Below are 20,726 nucleotides of genomic sequence, written 5' to 3' on the forward strand. Positions count from 1 at the left end.
AGCAAGTTAATTTGCTACCTTTTAATTAATTGCGATTTTTAAACTACTTGGAAGATAAAGAATTTTAAGTAGTATGATTCATCTGAATTCCAAAGAATTGGATGATCGGAACTTTGAGTTCTAACCTCAATTTGTCTTAAAGTTCTTCTAGCATCATGTGCAGCTTCAAGAACAGTTTTCTTTAATTGTTCTTCACTCATATAATGTGAACAAGAGCAAGTTGCAAAATATCCACCTGGTTTAACCATTTTTAATCCTCTAAGGTTTATTTCTTTATAACCTCTAATTGCAGCATTAACTGTATTTCTTGATTTAGTGAAAGCTGGTGGATCTAATATAACAACATCATATTGTCTACCTTCTCTTGACCAATCTCCAAGAACATCAAATGCATTGTGGCACTCAAATTTAACTGTATCTTGTAAGTTATTTAATTCAGCATTTCTAGTTGCACAATCAACAGCATGTTGAGAAACATCAATTCCAAGAACTGATTTAGCACCAGCAATACCAGCGTTTAAAGCAAAAGATCCAGTATGAGTAAAACAGTCTAAAACATCTCTACCTTTACAAATTCTATGCATTGCAGCTCTATTTTCTTTTTGATCTAGGAAGAAACCAGTTTTTTGACCATTTTCTAAATCTACTATATACTTAACACCATTTTCAATAATTTCAACATCAGTATTAAATGGTTCAGTTAAGAAGCCTTTAGTTTGTTCTAAACCTTCTATTTCTCTAGTTTTTATATCACTTCTTTCATAAACACCTTTAGCACCATATTCTTCTACTAAAATCTTAACAATTATATCTCTGTATTTATCCATACCTAAAGTTGAAATTTGAATTACATAGTAATCTTCAAATTTATCTACTGTAAGACCTGGTAAAAAGTCTGCTTCTCCAAATATAAATCTGCAAGAAGATGTATCAATTACGGTTTTTCTATAATCCCAAGCAGCAGCAAATCTTCTTTTAAAGAATTCATAATCAATTTCTTCATTTATGTCTCTAGTCATTATTCTTATAGTTATTTTGCTTCTATCGTTTATATAACCTTTACCGATAAAGTAGTTCTTGTGATTATAAACTTCAACGATATCACCATTTTCATAGTCACCATCATATTCATTTATTTCATCTATGTATATCCAAGGACGCCCATTTTCTGCTTTTTTATTTTTACCTTGGTGTAAGAAAAATTTACATGCCATATATTAATTGCTCCTTTTTTATTAATTCTCATAAGATTATAACATAACTATTGTACTTTATTATTCAGTATTGACAATAATAATAGAAAATATAGTTTACCATACGATATAATTATAAATATGTGGAAATTAATAAGTTAATTTAAGAGGTTTTTAAATGAATTATGTTTATATATTAAGATGTAATGATAATAGTTTATATACTGGATGGACAAACAATTTAGAGAAAAGATTAAAAGTACATGCTTCTGGTAAGGGAGCAAAATATACTAAAGCTAGATTGCCTATAGAACTTGTTTATTTTGAAGAGTTTGAAGATAAAATTGAAGCAATGAGAAGAGAGTACGTAATTAAGCAACTTACTAGGAAGGAAAAATTAATATTAATAGAGAAATTTAATTCTATGAAAATTATTATATAAAAATTGTAAAGATTATTTAAGTAAATTTGATAATAAAAAATTAAAGTGTTGGGGGCAAAATTATGGAGATAAATATAAGAGCAATAAGAACTGAAGATGCAGAAGGGATCAATGCAATAAGGGTAATGGATGGAGTACGAGAAAATATATTAGGTATAACTAGTGAAAGGATAGCTAGAAGTAAAGCATTTATAGAAAGCTTAGGACCTAATGATTATCAATATGTTGCTGAAATTAATGAAAATGGAAAGAAAGTAATAATAGGTACCATAGGATTAAATGTATCTGTAAATCCTAGAGTTAGGCATTGTGCAAGTTTGGGGATTATGGTTCATAAAGATTATCAAGGAATGGGGATAGGAAAAAAATTAATGAAAACTATAATTGACTTAGCTGATAATTGGCTTATGTTAAAGAGAATAGAACTTGGAGTATTTGTAGACAATGATAGAGCTATAAAGTTATATAAGAGCTTTGGATTTGAAGTTGAAGGAACAAAAAGGTGCGCAGCTATTAGAAATGGAAAATATGAAGATGAGTTTATAATGTCACGAATTAGGAATTAGTATTATAGAGATGAAAAGAAATTATTATTTTATAGAATAAAGTATATAATTCAAAAATAAAATTTAATTTAGTGTATATAAAAAAATAAATTACACATACTATTATTGTAGCAAGGTGGATGAAGTTTGAAGCTAAGCTACTGAAGATGAATCAGTAACCCAAAACTACTGATTCATCTTTATTTTTTAGCACAAAAAACTACTTACAAAATGTAAGTAGTTTGAATCGTTAAATTTATAGGGAAATGGGATTTTGGGTAGTATTTTAAAAATACAAAGAAATTAATGAGTTATTAAAATTAATTCAAATTATATAATAACAATTAAGTGTTTCAACGATATTTATTAAATCATATCAGAGTAAAAAAGTCAACAATAAAATTAAATTAATATCAAATAATAATTATTATTGTTTAATATTTATAAAAAGAAGTTTAGAAGAAATTTATAAATAATACTTTTGGGCGCAATTGACAAGGAATAATGCATAATATATAATAAATTCATTAAAGACTATGATTAGGAAAAGTACTTTTATTAATTTTTTAAGAGAGTGATTGGTTGGTGTGAAATCATAAGATTATTTAAGGAAAATCACCTAGGAGTTGGAGGCTGAAAGCTATGCAATTAAGCTGTCACGTTAGCCCGCGTTAAGGGATAGGATATGAAAGTATCTGAAATTTGGCTCATAGTATAGTTATGAGTTTATTAACCTTAGGTGGTATAGCGAATTCACTTCGTCCTTTTGGGATGAAGTTTTTTTATTTTTAAAAACAAAGGATTAAAATATGTCTTTAAGAGAATAATTTTAATAGTTGATATCTGTAGAGAAAGGAGAATTCTTATGTACAAAAAAGTAGAATTGCCAAATGGTTTTGTTGGTCTTGAAAAAGAAATAGCAAACCTTTGGACTGCAAGAAATGTTATTAAAAAGAATTTTGATATGAATCAAGATGGTGAATATTTCACTTTTTATGATGGACCTCCAACTGCAAATGGTAAACCACACGTTGGACACGTACTAACAAGAGTTATGAAAGATATTATCCCAAGATATAAAGTTATGAAGGGATATAAAGTAATAAGAAAAGCTGGATGGGATACTCACGGACTTCCTGTTGAACTTGAAATCGAAAAGAAACTTGGTATTTCAGGTAAAGAGCAAATCGAAGAATACGGAGTAGAAAAGTTCGTTAAAGAATGTAAAGAAAGCGTATTTACTTATGTAAGTATGTGGGAAAAAATGACTAACCAAATTGGATATTGGGTTGATATGGAAAATCCATATGTAACTTATCATAATCCATATATAGAATCAGTTTGGTGGGCATTAAAACAAATGTGGGATAAAGGTCTTTTATATGAAGGACACAAAGTAATGCCATACTGTCCAAGATGTGGTACTGCATTATCATCTCATGAAGTTGCACAAGGATATAAAGATGTTAAGGACTTAACATGTATTGCTAAATTTAAAGTTACTGGAGAGGAAAACAAGTATATATTAGCTTGGACAACAACTCCTTGGACATTACCTTCAAACTTAGCTTTATGTATAAATAAAGCTTATACATATATAGAAGCAAAGGTTGGAGAAGAAATATTAATATTAGCTAAGGATTTAGCAGCTAAAGTTTTAGGGGAAGACTATGAAGTAGTTAGAGAATTCCCAGGAACAGAACTTTTAGGAACTAAATATGAACAATTAATGCCTTTTGGTAAAGTTGAAGGAAAAGCTTTTGAAGTAATCCATGGTGATTATGTAACTTTATCAGATGGTACTGGTGTAGTTCATATAGCTCCAGCTTATGGTGAGGATGATAGCTTAGTAGCTAAGGCTAATGGAATTACTTTCATCAACTTAGTTGATAGAGAAGGTAGATTTGTAGAAGAAGTTACTCCATGGGCAGGTAAGTTTGTTAAGAAATGTGATGAAAGCATTTGTAAGTGGCTTGAAGAAAATAATAAGTTATTTAAATCAGAAAAGCACTTACACTCATATCCACATTGTTGGAGATGTGACACACCACTTCTTTACTATCCAAAGGAAAGCTGGTTTGTTGCAATGACAACATTAAGAGATAAGCTTTTAGAAAACAATAATAAGATTAACTGGTATCCAGATAACATTAGAACAGGTAGATTTGGTAAGTTCTTAGAAAATGTTATTGACTGGGGTATTTCAAGAGATAGATACTGGGGAACCCCACTTCCAATTTGGGGATGTGAATGCGGACATAAAGAATGTATCGGAAGCATTGCAGAATTAAAGGAAAAGGGAATTAACGTTCCAGAGGATATTGAATTACACAAACCTTATATAGATAATGTTCATTTAAAATGTGAAAAATGTGGAAAGGAAATGACTAGAACTAACGAAGTTATTGACTGTTGGTTTGACTCGGGTTCAATGCCATTTGCACAATTACACTATCCATTTGAAAATAAGGAATTATTTGAACAAAATTATCCAGCTCAATTTATATCAGAAGCTGTTGACCAAACAAGAGGATGGTTCTATACTTTACTTGCAATATCAACTGCAATATTTGATAGAAATCCATTTGAAAATTGTATAGTTTTAGGTCACGTTCTTGATAAGAAGGGCTTAAAGATGTCAAAATCAAAAGGAAATGTTGTAGATCCATTTGATGTGTTAGATGCACAAGGTGCAGATGCTACAAGATGGCATTTCTATACTGCAAGTGCTCCATGGCTACCTACTAGATTCTCAATAGATGATGTTGGTGAAGCTGGAAGAAAGTTTATGGGAACTTTATGGAATGTTTATTCATTCTACGTATTATATGCTGAATTAGATAAATTCAACCCATTACAATATACTGATTTTGTATCAGATAACGTAATGGATAAGTGGGTAATGTCTAAACTTAATTCATTAGTTAAGGATGTAGACAATATGCTTGCTTCATATCAAATAACTCAAGCTGCTTTAGCAATTGAAGACTTTACAGATGAGTTATCAAACTGGTATGTAAGAAGAAATAGAGGAAGATACTGGTCTGAAGAATTAACAGATGATAAGATTGGTGCTTATGTAACTTTATATAGAGTATTAACTACTTTAATTAAAGTATCAGCTCCATTTGTACCATTTATTACAGAAAGCATCTACCAAAACTTAGTAGTTGGATTAGATGAAAATGCTCCAGAAAGTATTCACTTATGCAAATGGCCAGAAGTTAATGAAACAGCTATAGATAAAGACTTAGAAAAAGAGATGGATTTAGCTTACACAATAGTTAAACTTGGAAGAAGTGCAAGAAATGGTGCTAATATTAAGAATAGACAGCCACTTTCTAAGATGCTTATTTCAACAGATTCACTTCCAGAATATTATGGTGATATCATAACTGATGAGTTAAATATCAAAGCTGTAGAATTTGGAGCAGACCTTTCTAAGTATGTTAACTTTGAAATTAAGCCTAACCTACCAGTACTAGGAAGAGCTTATGGTAAGTTAATACCAGGAATAAGAAAAGAAATAGCTGCAAGAAACCAAATGGAATTGGCTCAAACTATTCAAAATGGTGGAGTAGTAGTTATTAATGTTGATGGAACTGAAATTGAATTAAATAAGGAAAACTTATTAGTTACTATGCAAGGGCTAGAGGGTTATGCGTTTGCTGGTGAAGGTTCAATTGGTGTTGTTTTAGATACTCATGTTTCAGAAGAACTTAGAGAAGAAGGTCATGTAAGAGAAATAGTTTCTAAGATTCAAAATATGAGAAAAGATAAAGGGTTTGAGGTAGCAGATAAAATTAATTTATATGTAGCAGACAATGAAATGCTATTAGAAGTAATTAAAAAGTTTGCAGATGTTATTAAGAGAGAAACCTTAACCCAAGAAATAGTTTACAATGGAGAAGTTGATTACACTGAAACAGTTATAAATGGCGAAAAGCTAAATATGACTGTAGAAGTTGTTAAATAACTAATAGATTTGTTAATAAAGGGTAGGGATTAAGTAATAATTCCTATCCTTTTTTCAAAGAATAGTAATATAAGTATACGTGCTTAATCTATAAATGCAAAAAATGATTAAAATTATTGTATTAAATAGGAAAAAAAGGTATAATTAATAATTAAAATAGAAAATGGAGTGATGTTGATATGGCTACTTCTATAAAGGATGTTGCTAGGGAAGCTGGCGTTTCAATAGCTACTGTGTCTAGAGTTCTAAATGATATAGATGTTGTTAATGAAGATACTAAGAAAAAGGTATTAGATGCAATAAAAAAACTTGGATATAGACCGAATATTGTGGCTAGAAGTTTAAAAACGCAAAGAACTAAAACAGTAGGAATTTTAGTTCCTGATATTTCAAGTGGATTTTATCCAGAAATAGTTAGAGGTGCAGAAGATGTTGCAAATATATATGATTATAATGTAATATTATGTAATTCTGACTTTGATTATGAGAAAGAAAAAGATTATTTAAGAGTTCTTAAAGAAAAAATGGTTGATGGTGTTATATATATGAGCTCTTCATTAGAAGATGAGACATTTGATATAATAAATGAATTAGATTTAAAAACAGTTTTAGCAGAATCTAAAGACAAAGAAGGAAGATTACCAAGTGTAATAATAGATAATGTTAAAGCTACATATGATTCTACTAAGACTTTAATTGATAAAGGATTAAAAAATATCGCTTTTGTTGGAGTTAATAAAAACTCTGTAAATGCATGGGGAGATAGACATGTAGGATATGAAAAGGCATTAAGTGAAAATAATATTTCTATAGATGAAGATTTAGTATTTTTAAAGGATTTAAAAGCAAAGAGTGGATATAATGCAGTAGAAAAATTCTTAGCTAGTGGTAAGAAATTTGATGGTGTAGTATGTGCAAGTGATGAAATTGCCATTGGGGTTATAAATGCGTTAAGAGAAAACAATATTAATGTACCAACTGATGTTAGTGTAATTGGATTTAATGACAATGTAGTTGCATCATATTTTTATCCTAAGTTAACAACAGTAAAGCAACCTAGCTATGACATGGGATCAGTAGCTATGAGAATGCTTATTAAAATGTTAAATAATAAACCTTTAGAACAGGATCAATATGTATTAGATTATAAGCTAATACAAAGAGAAAGTTGTAAATAAGAAAACAGCTAATTAGCTGTTTTTTTATTTTATGCAAAAAAGTTTGAAATAATAGAAAAAATATGATATAATGGCATTATGATTTGATAACGTTTACCAGTGGCGATTGTTTAGAAATGGGTACACATTCAATTAGGTATAGGTAATATATTGGGAATTTGGGAATTTGAGAATTAGGGTAAGTAAGTTTGTTAAGGTTATCAAATAGAGTGAATGATTGCTAGATTGGTAAAAATTAAAAAATAAGAGGATAGTTAACTATCCTCTTTTTTGTATACATTTTATAGTATTCCTTCTGTTTTAAGTAAGTTCTCTAATTTTTGAACTTTTTCAGATAAAGTCATAAACTTTTCTTTTAATATGTAATTTTCATGGCTACCATCATTGATACAGTTTTCCATATCTTCTACAGCTTTTAATGCTTCATCAATATCTTTTTGTGCTAACTTTAAGTTTGATTCTTTCATTGGTGAGTCTCCCTTCACATAGGTAGTAAAAACTAAATAGTACTATATTTATGGTAACACTAATAAATACGTGTTGCAAGGCATATATTGTAAAGTAAAAAAATAGTGGGGAGAGATTATATGATTAATTACATATGGTTTATAATGGTGTTTTTAGGACTAGTAGTTGGTATTTTTACTGGAAATGGAGAGGCGATTTCTCAATCCATACTTACATCTATTGATTCAACTGTTACTTTTATAATTAGTCTTGTTGGACTTATGTGCTTTTGGTGTGGAGTGATGAAGGTAGCTGAAAAAAGCGGATTTACAGAAAAATTAGCAAAATTAATGAAACCGATATTAAAACTAATCTTTAAGGAAGCTGCTAAAGATGAAAAGGCATTAGGATCGATTGTTATGAATATTACAGCTAATATGATGGGACTTGGAAATGCTGCAACTCCTTTTGGAATTAAGGCAATGGAGGAAATGGATAGATTAAATAATGAAAAAGGTAGAGCATCAAATGATATGGCATTATTTTTAGTTTTAAATGCGGCATGTATACAGTTAGTTCCTTCAACGGTTATATCAATAAGAGCAGCAGCAGGATCTACAAATCCAGGAATTATAATTCTTCCTGCTATAATTTCAACTGGTGTAGCGGCAATAGTAGGAGTAATATGTTGTAAAATACTTCAAAGATATTTTTAGGAGGAAAGGAAATGTTTGCATATTTGACCAAAAGTATTATTCCTATAATTGTTTTAATTATTATTACTTATGGAATGATAAAAGGTAGAAAAGTATATGATTGGTTTATAGAAGGAGCAAAAGATGGATTAAAAGTATGTGTTAATATTTTTCCGTATCTTTTAGCTATGATTATAGCTGTGCATATTTTTAGAGAGGCTAAGCTTTTAGATATGTTAAACAATGCAATTTCACCTATTTGTAAATTGATAGACCTACCTAAAGAAGTTGTTCCTTTAGTTTTAATAAAACCACTTTCTGGTAGTGGAGCTATGGGGATATTTACAGATATATTAAAAAATTATGGGCCAGATACAGCAATAGGATTAATTTCATCTGTAATAATGGGAACAACGGAAACAATATTTTATACTGTAACAGTATACTTTGGTGCAGTTAAAATTAAAAAAACGAGGCATACAGTATGGGCAGCAGTAATGGCAGATATGACAGCAATAATTATGGCAATCCTAATGGTAAAAATAATGATACTTTAAAGTTAAACGAAAAAGTGATGATGTGACATTCCCAAAATTGATATGATTTCACTAAGAATTAAATTCTAAGGTTTATCATATGTATTCTTTTCAGTTATATCATTACTTTTTTAATTAACTTTTTAACTATTATAGAATAAAATATGTAAGCTAATATTTTGTTCTATAAAATCTAATCAAGATTTTATGGTACAGTAAAATTATAATAATTTCTCAAGGTAATATATAAAATTTTTTGACATCACGGTTATTCGTAATACAACTCTATTTACATTAAAAGAGTAATATGTAAATTTTTATTGGTAAGGTGTAAATTTTGGTTGTATAATATTACTAAAAGAATCGAATGGAGAATGATTATGGGGATGGAGAAGTTTTATATTGTAAATGAAAAATCATTACCAGAGATATTTAAAAAGGTAATAGAAGTGAAGGAAATTATTTCGCTTGGAAAATCTAAAGATGTTAGTGAGGCTATTAGGACTGTAGGGATAAGTAGAAGTACGTATTATAAATATAAAGATGATATTTTTCCAATGGCAGAAGAAATGAAGTCAAAAAAGGTAACATTAATAGTTTTGATGTCACATAAATCAGGAACCTTATCTAAAGTATTGGACTGTATAGCTTTCTATAAAGGTAATATACTAACAATAAATCAAGATATTCCAATAAACTTATGTGCAAATGTTACAGTAACTATTGATATTTCACATATGGAAAAAAGTATAAGCCAATTAGCAGCAAGATTAAATTCGTTACCAAATGTAAGAAGTGTAAAATTATTAGCAGCAGAATAAATTTTAAGAGGAGATAGGGCTATGGATAAAAATATGTATAAGATTAACAGAGAAAATGTATTAGAAAAAATAAAGGATAATTCAATAGTTGTTTTATTTGCAGGAAAGGCACCTAAAAAGACTGGAGATGAGAGCTATCCATTTACACCAAATAGAAATTTTTATTATTTAACAGGAATAAAAGAAGAAGAACATGTTTTAGTCATGTCGAAATTAAAAGGAGTTAAGAATTCATGTCTTTTTATTAAAGATATTGATGAAGAACTAGAAAAGTGGGTTGGTAAAAGTATACGTAAGGATGAGGCGATTTCACTTGCTGAAGTTGAGGAAGTAAAGTTTAAAAGCCAATTCGAAAATGAAATACATAGGCTTTTAACAATGAAGGAAGAGATAAATTTATATTTAGATTTAGATAGACTTAGTGCAAATAGTGACGATACAATATCTCATAAATACGCACAAAAAGTAGTAAGTAAATATCCTCAGGTAAGAGTTAATAATATTTATAGCATTATTGGTGAATGTAGATTAGTTAAATCAGAAAAAGAAGTTGAAAATATAAAAAAAGCTATTGAAATAACTAAAAGTGGTATTGAATTATTAATGAAAGAGGCTAAAGCAGGAATAAAGGAATATGAGTTAGAAGCATATTTTGATTTTAATTGCAAAACTAAAGGGGTAAATGATTTAGCATTTACAACTATTGCGGCAGCTGGAAAAAATGCAACAATACTTCATTATGTAGATAATAATACTGAACTTAAGAATGATGATTTAATTCTTTTCGATTTAGGTGCACAATATAATTGCTATAATGCAGATATTTCGAGAACATTCCCGGTTAATGGTAAGTTTACAGAAAGACAAAAAGAAGTTTATAATGCAGTTTTAAGAGTAAATGAAGAAATTATTAGCTTAATAAAGCCAGGTGTTAAATACAAAGAAATTAATGATAAAGCAACAGAACTAATAGCTGAAGAATGTATTAAGTTAGGACTTATTGAAGATAAAAAGGATGTAAGAAAATATTATTATCATAGTATAGGTCATAGTCTTGGAATGGATACTCACGATATTGAAACACCTCATAGAAATATAACTTTTGTTCCAGGAGTAGTGTTTACTGTAGAACCAGGAATTTATATAGAAGAAGAGTGTATTGGAATTAGAATTGAGGATGATATATTAGTTACAGAGGATGGTAATATAAACTTATCTAAGGATATAATAAAATCTGTTGAAGACATTGAAAAGTTTATGAATAAAGAATTTTAAGAATAAAAAAGAAAAAAAGTTATAAAATGGTATTGAAAAACAATAGAATAAACTGTATAATTTAATCAATAAGTAACAAAAGTGAATAAATTAGGGTAGAGGCGCGATTAATTAATAGTATTATTGATGAGGAAAGCACTATGATTCAATATGAAAGGAATTATCGCCGAAGCGTACAACCGATGCTTTAAGGTTGTATAGCTGGGAGTGCATAAAATATATGTACTACTGTCACAAAATATTTTGTGGTGAGCTATCATTTGAGACTTGTATTTTTATACTTTTTTAGTGTATATCAAGACCTTGAGTGTTAACTCAAGGTCTTTTTTATTGGGTTAGTTTGGGGTACCCTTGTTATTCGCTTTTAAATAGAAATAAGGGGGAATAAAAATGAAAAAAAGAAGTTACAGAGTATTACTACTTACCATGCTAGTGTTTGTTTTATCAACTACACTTGCATTTGCAGCTGAAATAGATTCAGCTACGGTGAACTCAGAAAAGTTTGGATTATTAACATTAATACCACCAATAGTTGCAATAGTATTGGCATTTATAACGAAAAACGTTGTAGTTTCGTTGTTTATAGGTATCTTATCAGGAGGATTTTTATTAAATTTAACAGGATTTAATGTCTTTAGTGCATTGATACAATCATTTTTAGATTTTATAGATAGGGCATTAAACTCTTTGGCTGATCCTTGGAATGCAGGTATTATACTTCAAGTTTTAGTAATTGGTGGTGTTATAAATCTTGTTGCTAAGATGGGAGGAGCAAAAGCTATAGCAGAAGCTTTAGCTAAAAGAGCTAAAACAGCAAAAGGTACTCAATTAATTACTTGGCTTATGGGAATATGTGTATTCTTTGATGATTATGCAAATGCGTTAATTGTTGGACCAATAATGAGACCAGTTGCAGATAAAATGAAAATTTCTAGAGAAAGATTAGCATTTATTATAGATGCTACAGCAGCTCCAATTGCAGGGCTTGCAATAATTTCTACTTGGATAGGGTTAGAAGTTGGTTTAATTAATGATGCTTTCACAGGAATTGGTGTACAAGCAGATGCTTTTGGAGTATTTCTTCAAACAATTCCATATAGATTTTATAACATATTAATATTAGCATTTATAGTTATAACAGCAGTTTTATTAAAAGAATTTGGACCAATGAGAAAAGCCGAGATGGCAGCTAGAAATGGACAAAAAATTGGAGCTGAAGTTGCAGTAGATAATCTTCAAGGAGAAGATGAAATGCAACCTAAAGAAGGGGTGCAATTAAGCATATGGAATGCAATAATTCCAATAGGAGTTCTAATAGTAGCGGCAATCGCAGCATTTTACTATAGTGGATATACAGCAATAATGGGTGGAGAAGATGTTGAACTTATTAATTTAATGACTAATTCACCAGCATCCTTTGAAGCTATAAAGCAGGCATTTAGCGCATCAGATGCATCAGTGGCATTATTCCAATCAGCATTACTTGCCAGTATAGTTGCTATAATAATGGCAGTTTGTAAAAAGATATTTACAATTGGTGAGGCTATTGAAGTTTGGGTTGATGGTATGAAGGGATTATTAATTACAGGAGTAATTCTTATATTAGCTTGGTCATTAAGTTCAGTTATAAAAGAATTAGGTACAGCTAAATACTTAGTAACTTTATTATCAGGATCAATTCCATATTTTTTACTACCAAGTTTAATATTTATATTAGGTGCAGTAATATCATTTGCAACAGGAACTGCATATGGAACAATGGGGATTTTAATGCCACTTGCAGTGCCATTAGCATATTCAATAAATCCAGAAATGTCATTTGTAATTGTTAGTACAAGTGCGGTATTAACTGGAGCAATATTTGGAGATCACTGCTCGCCAATATCAGATACAACAATACTTTCATCAATGGGTGCAGGATGCAACCATATTGAGCATGTTAAAACTCAAATTTGGTATTCTTTATTTGTAGCAGTAATTACAATATTATTTGGATATATTCCAGCTGGATTTGGATTACCAATATATATAGTATTACCAGTAGCAATATTAGCAGTTTTTGTAGGGGTGCAAATATTCGGTAAAAAGGTTGAGGAAGCTACGCCTGTAGAAGATAATGTACTTAATGTAAATTAAAATTAAGTATTCGTTAAAAGGTTGAATAACGCTGAAGCAATAAGAAAAATAAATAAAAAGGGCTATAAAAAAAGGTTGTGCAAAAGCACAACCTTTTTCAGTTAGAAATACTAATTAGTTTTTTATTAATTACTAATTATTTATGTGGTGGGGGTGTTATAAGTTTATTTACTAATATTGAAATGACTATTCCAAATAAAGTTTCTATAATTCTATTTGTAGCATAAAATAAAGGATCACTATAAGCATGAGCTGTAGTTACTCCTAAAAATGCTATACAAGTAATATTTATTGCACCAGGTCTTTTGAAAATATTACATAAATAAATCATAAGTATTACACCTAATGCAATGATAATGTAAATTATTGGTTTTGCTATTAATTCATTAGAAATATGACCTTCTAATGATCTAAATATAAATAGAAAAATTAAACCGAATGCAGCACCTAAAATTGTTCCAGCTCCACGATTTATTCCCATATGAATAGAATTATAAACTGTATCTTGTAAACAAATTACAGCAGTCATACATGAAAAAAACGGTTCTTCTGGTAAAAGCAATAAACATAAAAATACTGCTATTCCTGATTTTATAGTTCTAAGTCCTATTTTGGGAAGTTTAAAAGAATTCACGATATCACTCCTATTCTTTACGTATTATAACAAAATTCGATACAAATTTTAACTATAAAGCGAAATAATAATATTAATAAAGTATTTGACAGTTTTTACATTTTAGAATATTATAAAATTGATAAATACATAGAAGAGAAGAGTAGTTTAGGAATATAACTAAAAGAGAGCTAGGTATGGTGAAAACTAGCGTTATGGAACTTTACGAAGATGGTCTTGGAGTTGATTATCTGAGCTTTAAAAGTTAGGATAATACGGGAGCAACCGTTATATTGCAGGGTGATGATAGTCACCTACAGAGATATTTATTGTGAAATAAATATAAAAATAGAGTGGTAACGCGTATATAACGCCTCTATATGGGTATAAAAGCCTATATAGAGGCTTTTTTCAGTTAAGAGTTAAAGTTTTTGAGTTAGTATTTAAGTTTCAACTCAAAATCATTAATTCTTAGTGGTTAATTGTTAACTAAAAAAGAGGAGGAAGAAAAATGACAAAAAAACCATATTATATAACTACACCAATTTATTATCCATCTACTAAATTACACATTGGTAATACTTATACAACAGTAGCTGCTGATGCTTTAGCTAGATTTAAGAGATTAAATGGATATGATGTAATGTTTTTAACAGGAACAGATGAACATGGGCAAAAGATTCAAAGAATAGCTGAAGAAAAAGGAATAACGCCAAAAGAGCATGTTGATGAAATAGTTGCTGGAATAAAAGATTTATGGAGCATGATGGATATAAGCTATGATAAGTTTATAAGAACTACTGATGATTATCATAAAAAGACTGTTCAAAAAATATTTAAGCAATTATACGATCAAGGAGATATATATAAATCTTCATATGAAGGATTATACTGTACTCCATGTGAATCTTTCTGGACTGAAACTCAATTAGTAAATGGAAATTGCCCAGATTGTGGTAGACCAGTTGAAAAATCAAAGGAAGAAGCATACTTCTTCAGAATGAGTAAATATGCTGATAGATTAATGAAATATATTGATGAACATCCAGAATTCATTCAACCAGAATCAAGAAAGAATGAAATGGTTAATAACTTCTTAAAACCAGGATTACAAGATTTATGTGTATCAAGAACAAGTTTTAACTGGGGAGTTCCTGTAACATTTGATGAAGGACATGTAGTTTATGTTTGGATAGATGCATTATCAAACTATATATCTGCTTTAGGATATGGTAGTGATAATGATGAATTATACAAAAAATATTGGCCTGCAGATGTTCACTTAATAGGTAAAGATATTTTAAGATTCCATACTATTTATTGGCCAATTATGCTAATGGCTTTAGGAGAAGAATTACCAAAGCAAGTATTTGGTCATGGATGGTTACTTGTTGATGGCGGAAAGATGTCTAAATCAAAAGGAAATGTTGTTGATCCAGTAGTTTTAGTTGATAAATTTGGTGTTGACGCAGTTAGATATTATTTATTAAGAGAAATTCCATTTGGAGCAGATGGATTATTCAATAATGAAATATTTATAAAGAAAATTAATTCAGATCTTTGTAATGACCTTGGTAACTTATTATCAAGAACAGTTGCAATGATAGAAAAATATTTTGATGGTATAATCCCAGCACCAACAGCTAAAGAAGATATAGATAATGAATTAATATCTTTAGCATTAGAAACTCCAGTTAAGGTAACTAAGGCAATAGATAATTTAAGAATTCCAGAAGCATTAGAAGATATATTTGCACTTATAGGAAGAGCTAATAAGTATATAGATGAAACAACTCCGTGGATATTAGCTAAGGATGAAGAAAAGAAAGAGAGACTAGGTACAGTTTTATATAACTTAGCTGAAAGCTTAAGATTTGCATCTGTATTATTATCAGCATTCTTACCAAGCACAAGTGAAAAGATTAATGCTCAATTAAATATAACGGTAAACACTTGGGATTCATTATCTGGATTTGATGGAACAACTCCAGGAACAGCAGTTAAGAAAGGTGAAGCTTTATTCCCAAGAATAGATGTAGCTAAGACTTTAGAAGAGTTAGAAGCTATGAGATTAGCTCAATTAGAAGCTAATAAACCAAAAGAAGAATATAAAATGCAACCAATTAAAGAAGAGATAACTATTGAAGATTTTGAAAAAATAGATTTAAGAGTAGTTAAAGTATTAGAGTGTGAACCAATTAAAAAAGCTAAGAAATTATTAAAGTTAAAAGTTGATTTAAATGGAGAAGAAAGACAGGTTATATCAGGAATAGCAATGCACTATAAACCAGAAGAATTAGTTGGTAAGTATGTTGTTTTAGTTGCTAACTTAAAGCCTGTTACATTAAGAGGAGAATTATCACAAGGAATGATAATAGCAGCTGCTACTGATGATGATAGCACTTTAAATTTAGTTAATCCAGGTGAATTACCAACAGGAAGCATAGTAAGATAAGTAAAGCCAAAATATTAATTTGTTTAGCTAAACTTATACCTAGGAATGTAAACAAGTAGGTGTTTACTTAAAAAGATATAAGAGTTAAAAGTGAAGAGTTAAGAGTTAGGGATAAAACTCCTTGTGGGAGTTCTAAAAATTTAATTTTAGAGAGTAAGCGTAAGTTGACTTTCTTCCTAAACTCTTAACTCTTAGTTATTAACTCTTAAGTAGTAGAAGGGGGTTATTTAAAATGAATGTTATTATAGGAAATGCATGGCCATATGCTAATGGACCATTACATTTAGGAAGAATTGCTGTTTTATTACCAGGGGATATTATAGCAAGATATCATAGAATGATGGGGGATGATGTAGTTTTTCTTTCTGGAACTGACTGTCATGGTACGCCAGTTACTATGAAAGCAAAGGAAGAGGGAATTACACCAGCAGAAGTAGTTGAAAAATATCATGAGGAATTTAAAAAATGTTTTGATTCTTTAGAGTTTTCTTTTGATATTTTTGCAAAAACTCAGTCAGAATTTCATCATAAGAAAGTAAAAGAATTTATATTAGACCTATATAATAAAGGGTATATATATGAAAAAAATGTAGAGCAAACTTTTTGTAATGAGTGTAATGAATATTTATCTGATCGATATATTGTTGGAAAGTGTCCGAAGTGTCATGAAGAAGCAACTGGTGATGGATGTGAGAATTGCCATGAAGAATTTGAAGTTAATGAACTAATAGATATTAAATGTAAAAATTGCGGCTCAATACCTGTTTTTAAAGAAACTAAACATTTATTTTTTACATTATCTAAATTTGAAAATGATGTTAAAAGAATTTTTATAAGAGAACAAGGATGGAGAGAGAATGCTCAAAAAATCCTTAAAAGATATTTAGATGAAGGTCTGAGAGATAGAGCTGTAACTAGGGATTTCAATTGGGGAGTAGATGTTCCTTTAGATGGATATGAAGATAAAAAGATATTTGTGTGGATTGAAGCTGTTATGGGATATCTTACAGCTAGTATGAAGTGTTTAGAGGAAAGAGGAGAGGACTATAGGGAATATTGGCAAGGAGAGGATTCAAGGATTTATTTTATTCATGGAAAAGATAATATACCATTCCATACAGTAATATTCCCTGCAATTTTAGCTGGGCTTGGAATAAAAAATCCTAACTTAAGAATAATATCAAGTGAGCATTTAAAATTAGAAGGTAAACCATTTTCATCAGTAAAGAATTGGGCTTTATGGGCAGAATATATTTGTAAGAATTACAATGTAGATAGCTTTAGATATTATTTATCATTAAATTCGCCAGAGGATAAAGATACTGATTTTACTTGGAGAGATTATATTAACGTTCATAATAATGATTTAGCTGGGGAATTTTCTTCTTTTGTGAATAAGGTTATAGTATTTGCAAGAAAGAATTATGCTAATAGAATACCTAATGGAAAAATGGATGATAAATTTAAAAATGAAATTTTAAATTTATATTTTGATTTAGGAGATAATATAGAAGAAGGGCGTTTTAAAGATAGTTTAAGTGCTATTATGGATTTATGCAAAAAAGGAAATAAATATTTTGATAATAATAAAGTGTGGGATTTACTAAGCAAAGATCCAAGTAAATGTAAAGATGTAATATATAATTGTATACAAATAATAATTAATTTGGCAAATTTATTATATCCATTTATGCCTAATAGCTGTGAAAAAATAAAAATATCTTTAGGATTAGAAAAAGGAATTTGGAGTTTTACTGAGAAAAAAGAAGGATTAGTAAAAGAATGCCCTCTATTATTTGAAAAGATCGATAAGAAAAAAGTAAATGATGAAGTTGAAAGACTAAAACAAAAGAAAATATAAGCGTTTTTAAACAAAAAAAACCTAGAGTTATTTCATTTGGGGGACGAATAACTCTAGGACCAGTTTTAAAAGGAAACTCCTTCTCTTCACGTAGAATGGGTATATTCAACTTATTAAATCAGAGATTTAGAGTTTCAATTAAAAGATGGTTTTAGGGGTAAATAATAATGCTTTAACTACTTTACAAATATTATATTATAACTTTTTTGTGTCATTTAGGTGTCAAAAATCTGAAGAAAGTATGAATCATTATTAAATGTTTAAAAAATCAATAATAAGTATAAAAAACTCAGTATTGACTGAGTTTTTTTAGTTTAATTTGGTATAATAAACAATAAGATTAATTTATAGAAATGGAGAAATAAATATGGAATTTAAATATGAAATCTTTGATACACATGCACATTATGATGATGAAGCCTTTAGTGAAGATAGAGAAGAAGTATTAGCTCAAATAAGAGAAGAAGGGGTAGTAGGTATTTTAAACTGTGCTTGTTCAAAAGCAAGCTTAGAAACTACAAATAAGTTAACTATAGATTATGACTTTATTTATGGAGCCCTTGGAATTCATCCAAGTGATGCTAATGATTATGATGAAAGTGTAAAAAATAGAATAAGTGAATTAGTTAAAGAAAATAAAAAGATTTTAGCTATAGGAGAAATAGGGTTAGATTATTATTGGGATGAAAACCCAGAAAGAGAAATTCAAAAACATGTTTTTAGAGAACAAATGAAGCTAGCAGAAGAATTAAGTCTTCCTGTAGTTATTCATGATAGGGATGCTCATGCAGATACACTAGAAATTATGAAAGAATTTCCGAATGTAAAAGGTATAGTACATTGTTTTTCAGGGAGTCTGGAATTTGCAAGAGAATGTGTTAAATTAGGTTATTATATAGGAATTACAGGTGTTGTTACGTTCAAAAATGCAAGAAAAATATGTGAAGTAATTGAAGGAATTCCTTTAGAAAAACTTTTAGTTGAAACTGACTGTCCATATATGGCTCCTTCACCAAATAGAGGAAAAAGGAATAAATCAGACTATATTAGATATATAATAGAAAAAATAGCTGAAATAAAGAAAATTAGTTCAAAAGAAGTAAATATAGCCGTAAATGAGAATTTCTTTAGGTTGATACATAAAGAAAAATAAAGTAAAATAATTAGTATAAATTGTAAATATTTTCTAACAATTTCTAAAAATTTTAGTTACCATCATCTACTAGGTCTAAAACTGTAAAAACCGCTATTATTCATTTTTATTTATTATTTTTTATTATGCATTTGATGCATTTAACTTAGCAGTTTTATTATTGCAAGAGTGGGTAATTTGACAAAAATAAGAATTATTTATATAATTCAATGGTTGCTCTTGCCAGAGGAGGTTAAAGGTAGATGGTAGAAAAATGGAAAAAATATTTACTGAACAATTTTTCTAATAGTCCTAAGGCAAAAATGATGGTAGGCGTAGTTACTATGTTAACGGTAGTAGTAATAATTGCACTTACATGCGGAAGAAAAAACATAATTATAAGTATAGACGGAAATGAAGAAACACATAAAACATATAAAGGGACTGTTAAAGAAGTACTTCTAGATAAGGATATAGAGTTATCCCTTAAAGATAAAGTACAACCAGCCTTAGATAATAAGATATCATCAAATGATACTATTACAATTAAAAGAGCTGTAGAAGTTGAACTAGTAGTTGCTGATGAAGTAATAATCATAGAAACTGCTGAAGATACCATTAAGGATATGATTAGTGCAGAGAAAGAAGAACTTAAAGAAAAGGGAATTGAATTTGTAGAAGGAGTAGATGAAATAACTCCATCTTTAGACACAAAAATTGAGGAAGGTCTTCAAATTCAATTTGTTGATGTTGAAATTTTAAATGAAGTTGCTATTGAAGCAATTGATTTTGAAACTATAACACAAGAAGATAATAATTTAGATATTAATACCGAAGAAGTGAGACAAGCTGGAGTAGCTGGTGAAAAAGAAATTACCTATAAGATTATTAAAAAAGATGGCAAAGAAGTAGCGAGAAATATAATCAAATCAAAGGTCGTAAAAGAACCTGTTAATGAGATTATAGCAGAAGGGACAAGAAGAGTTTTTGCAAGTAGAGATGGAAATATTGAATATAAGCATTTAATATATTGTGAATCTACTGCATATATTGGAGGAGGTCTTACCGCTACAGGAACTGTTCCTGTATATAATCCGGAAGGAATAAGCACTATTGCTGTTGACCCAAGAGTTATACCGTTAGGGTCGTTAGTATACGTAGAGAATTATGGTAAAGCAGTAGCAGCTGATACTGGTGGGGCTATAGTAGGTAATATCATTGATGTATATTTGAATTCTCATGAAGAGGCATCTACATGGGGAAGAAAGTATGACGTTGGAGTTTATATTCTAGCATATCCAGGAGAATGGTAAATTACTAAAAGAGGTTGGCAATTATGCCAACCTCTTTTACTTAACCTATAAGTATTAATGTTAAAAAATTTAATTTATTTAGTAATTAATAACTATAAACTATTAGCT

General features: G+C 29.3%; 16 protein-coding genes, 1 riboswitch and 2 other annotated features. Of the genes, 13 read left to right on the top strand and 3 right to left on the bottom strand.

Annotated elements, in window-relative coordinates; genetic code table 11:
* Positions 1–38: 38 nt before the first annotated feature.
* The gene (locus tag LPC13_RS06090) at positions 39–1,214 is read right to left on the bottom strand and encodes a class I SAM-dependent rRNA methyltransferase (protein WP_195244741.1); all 1,176 of its coding nucleotides are present in this window, start codon (positions 1,212–1,214) and stop codon (positions 39–41) included.
* Between the two features lie 157 nt (positions 1,215–1,371).
* Between LPC13_RS06090 and LPC13_RS06095 the strand changes: the two genes are divergently transcribed.
* From LPC13_RS06095 to LPC13_RS06110, 4 genes are all read left to right on the top strand, one after another.
* Complete coding sequence (locus LPC13_RS06095) at positions 1,372–1,635, top strand: GIY-YIG nuclease family protein (RefSeq protein WP_195244742.1); 264 nt, start codon at positions 1,372–1,374, stop codon at positions 1,633–1,635.
* A gap of 62 nt (positions 1,636–1,697) precedes the next feature.
* Positions 1,698–2,201: a GNAT family N-acetyltransferase gene (locus tag LPC13_RS06100; protein WP_005209697.1), complete on the top strand. Its 504-nt coding sequence runs from the start codon at positions 1,698–1,700 to the stop codon at positions 2,199–2,201.
* 506 nt (positions 2,202–2,707) lie between these two features.
* Positions 2,708–2,949 (top strand) — a binding site (T-box leader).
* A gap of 96 nt (positions 2,950–3,045) precedes the next feature.
* Positions 3,046–6,156, top strand: coding sequence for an isoleucine--tRNA ligase (ileS, locus tag LPC13_RS06105; protein ID WP_005209698.1), 3,111 nt, complete (start codon positions 3,046–3,048; stop codon positions 6,154–6,156).
* 179 nt (positions 6,157–6,335) lie between these two features.
* On the top strand, positions 6,336–7,334 hold the full coding sequence (locus LPC13_RS06110) for a LacI family DNA-binding transcriptional regulator (protein ID WP_195244744.1): 999 nt from the start codon (positions 6,336–6,338) through the stop codon (positions 7,332–7,334).
* 281 nt (positions 7,335–7,615) lie between these two features.
* On the opposite strand, the gene LPC13_RS06115 is transcribed toward LPC13_RS06110, so the two are convergent.
* Positions 7,616–7,801, bottom strand: a complete 186-nt coding sequence (locus LPC13_RS06115; RefSeq protein ID WP_040418938.1) for a hypothetical protein — start codon at positions 7,799–7,801, stop codon at positions 7,616–7,618.
* 120 nt (positions 7,802–7,921) lie between these two features.
* Here LPC13_RS06115 and LPC13_RS06120 point away from each other — a divergent pair, with 120 nt between their 5' ends.
* The 5 genes from LPC13_RS06120 (at position 7,922) to LPC13_RS06140 (ending at position 13,244) form a co-directional block, all read left to right on the top strand.
* Entirely contained in the window at positions 7,922–8,497 is a 576-nt protein-coding gene (locus LPC13_RS06120; RefSeq protein ID WP_040418935.1) for a nucleoside recognition domain-containing protein, read from the top strand.
* A gap of 11 nt (positions 8,498–8,508) precedes the next feature.
* Entirely contained in the window at positions 8,509–9,033 is a 525-nt protein-coding gene (locus LPC13_RS06125; protein WP_005211948.1) for a spore maturation protein, read from the top strand.
* 365 nt (positions 9,034–9,398) lie between these two features.
* On the top strand, positions 9,399–9,833 hold the full coding sequence (locus LPC13_RS06130) for an ACT domain-containing protein (protein WP_040418940.1): 435 nt from the start codon (positions 9,399–9,401) through the stop codon (positions 9,831–9,833).
* 21 nt (positions 9,834–9,854) lie between these two features.
* The gene (locus LPC13_RS06135) at positions 9,855–11,108 is read left to right on the top strand and encodes an aminopeptidase P family protein (protein WP_234088698.1); all 1,254 of its coding nucleotides are present in this window, start codon (positions 9,855–9,857) and stop codon (positions 11,106–11,108) included.
* Positions 11,109–11,196: 88 nt separating this feature from the next.
* A riboswitch (Lysine riboswitch) is annotated at positions 11,197–11,372 on the top strand.
* A gap of 126 nt (positions 11,373–11,498) precedes the next feature.
* A complete protein-coding gene (locus tag LPC13_RS06140; RefSeq protein ID WP_005211943.1) occupies positions 11,499–13,244 on the top strand; it encodes a Na+/H+ antiporter NhaC family protein in 1,746 nt (581 codons plus the stop codon).
* 136 nt (positions 13,245–13,380) lie between these two features.
* Here LPC13_RS06140 and LPC13_RS06145 read toward each other — a convergent pair whose 3' ends face one another.
* Positions 13,381–13,878, bottom strand: a complete 498-nt coding sequence (locus LPC13_RS06145) for an FUSC family protein (RefSeq protein ID WP_005211942.1) — start codon at positions 13,876–13,878, stop codon at positions 13,381–13,383.
* Positions 13,879–13,999: 121 nt separating this feature from the next.
* Positions 14,000–14,238, top strand: a binding site (T-box leader).
* 130 nt (positions 14,239–14,368) lie between these two features.
* Here LPC13_RS06145 and metG (LPC13_RS06150) point away from each other — a divergent pair.
* From metG (LPC13_RS06150) to LPC13_RS06165, 4 genes are all read left to right on the top strand, one after another.
* Positions 14,369–16,312, top strand: a complete 1,944-nt coding sequence (gene metG / locus LPC13_RS06150) for a methionine--tRNA ligase (RefSeq protein ID WP_005211941.1) — start codon at positions 14,369–14,371, stop codon at positions 16,310–16,312.
* A gap of 232 nt (positions 16,313–16,544) precedes the next feature.
* A complete protein-coding gene (gene metG / locus LPC13_RS06155) occupies positions 16,545–18,173 on the top strand; it encodes a methionine--tRNA ligase (protein WP_195244747.1) in 1,629 nt (542 codons plus the stop codon).
* A 367-nt stretch (positions 18,174–18,540) separates the two neighbouring features.
* On the top strand, positions 18,541–19,326 hold the full coding sequence (locus LPC13_RS06160) for a TatD family hydrolase (RefSeq protein WP_195244748.1): 786 nt from the start codon (positions 18,541–18,543) through the stop codon (positions 19,324–19,326).
* A gap of 242 nt (positions 19,327–19,568) precedes the next feature.
* Positions 19,569–20,618 (top strand): G5 domain-containing protein, encoded by a 1,050-nt coding sequence (locus LPC13_RS06165; protein ID WP_005211938.1) that lies wholly within the window; start codon positions 19,569–19,571, stop codon positions 20,616–20,618.
* Positions 20,619–20,726: the final 108 nt, after the last annotated feature.

Source organism: Clostridium celatum, assembly GCF_021412605.1.
GTDB lineage: Bacteria > Bacillota > Clostridia > Clostridiales > Clostridiaceae > Clostridium > Clostridium celatum.

Coding starts and splice junctions, on each gene's coding strand:
- LPC13_RS06125 (WP_005211948.1), top strand. CDS start 8,509: ATGTTTGCATATTTGACCAAAAGTATTATTCCTATAATTGTTTTAATT.
- LPC13_RS06110 (WP_195244744.1), top strand. CDS start 6,336: ATGGCTACTTCTATAAAGGATGTTGCTAGGGAAGCTGGCGTTTCAATA.
- LPC13_RS06090 (WP_195244741.1), bottom strand. CDS start 1,214: ATGGCATGTAAATTTTTCTTACACCAAGGTAAAAATAAAAAAGCAGAA.
- LPC13_RS06165 (WP_005211938.1), top strand. CDS start 19,569: ATGGTAGAAAAATGGAAAAAATATTTACTGAACAATTTTTCTAATAGT.
- LPC13_RS06095 (WP_195244742.1), top strand. CDS start 1,372: ATGAATTATGTTTATATATTAAGATGTAATGATAATAGTTTATATACT.
- LPC13_RS06140 (WP_005211943.1), top strand. CDS start 11,499: ATGAAAAAAAGAAGTTACAGAGTATTACTACTTACCATGCTAGTGTTT.
- LPC13_RS06100 (WP_005209697.1), top strand. CDS start 1,698: ATGGAGATAAATATAAGAGCAATAAGAACTGAAGATGCAGAAGGGATC.
- metG (WP_195244747.1), top strand. CDS start 16,545: ATGAATGTTATTATAGGAAATGCATGGCCATATGCTAATGGACCATTA.
- LPC13_RS06130 (WP_040418940.1), top strand. CDS start 9,399: ATGGAGAAGTTTTATATTGTAAATGAAAAATCATTACCAGAGATATTT.
- LPC13_RS06120 (WP_040418935.1), top strand. CDS start 7,922: ATGATTAATTACATATGGTTTATAATGGTGTTTTTAGGACTAGTAGTT.
- LPC13_RS06135 (WP_234088698.1), top strand. CDS start 9,855: ATGGATAAAAATATGTATAAGATTAACAGAGAAAATGTATTAGAAAAA.
- LPC13_RS06115 (WP_040418938.1), bottom strand. CDS start 7,801: ATGAAAGAATCAAACTTAAAGTTAGCACAAAAAGATATTGATGAAGCA.
- LPC13_RS06160 (WP_195244748.1), top strand. CDS start 18,541: ATGGAATTTAAATATGAAATCTTTGATACACATGCACATTATGATGAT.
- ileS (WP_005209698.1), top strand. CDS start 3,046: ATGTACAAAAAAGTAGAATTGCCAAATGGTTTTGTTGGTCTTGAAAAA.
- metG (WP_005211941.1), top strand. CDS start 14,369: ATGACAAAAAAACCATATTATATAACTACACCAATTTATTATCCATCT.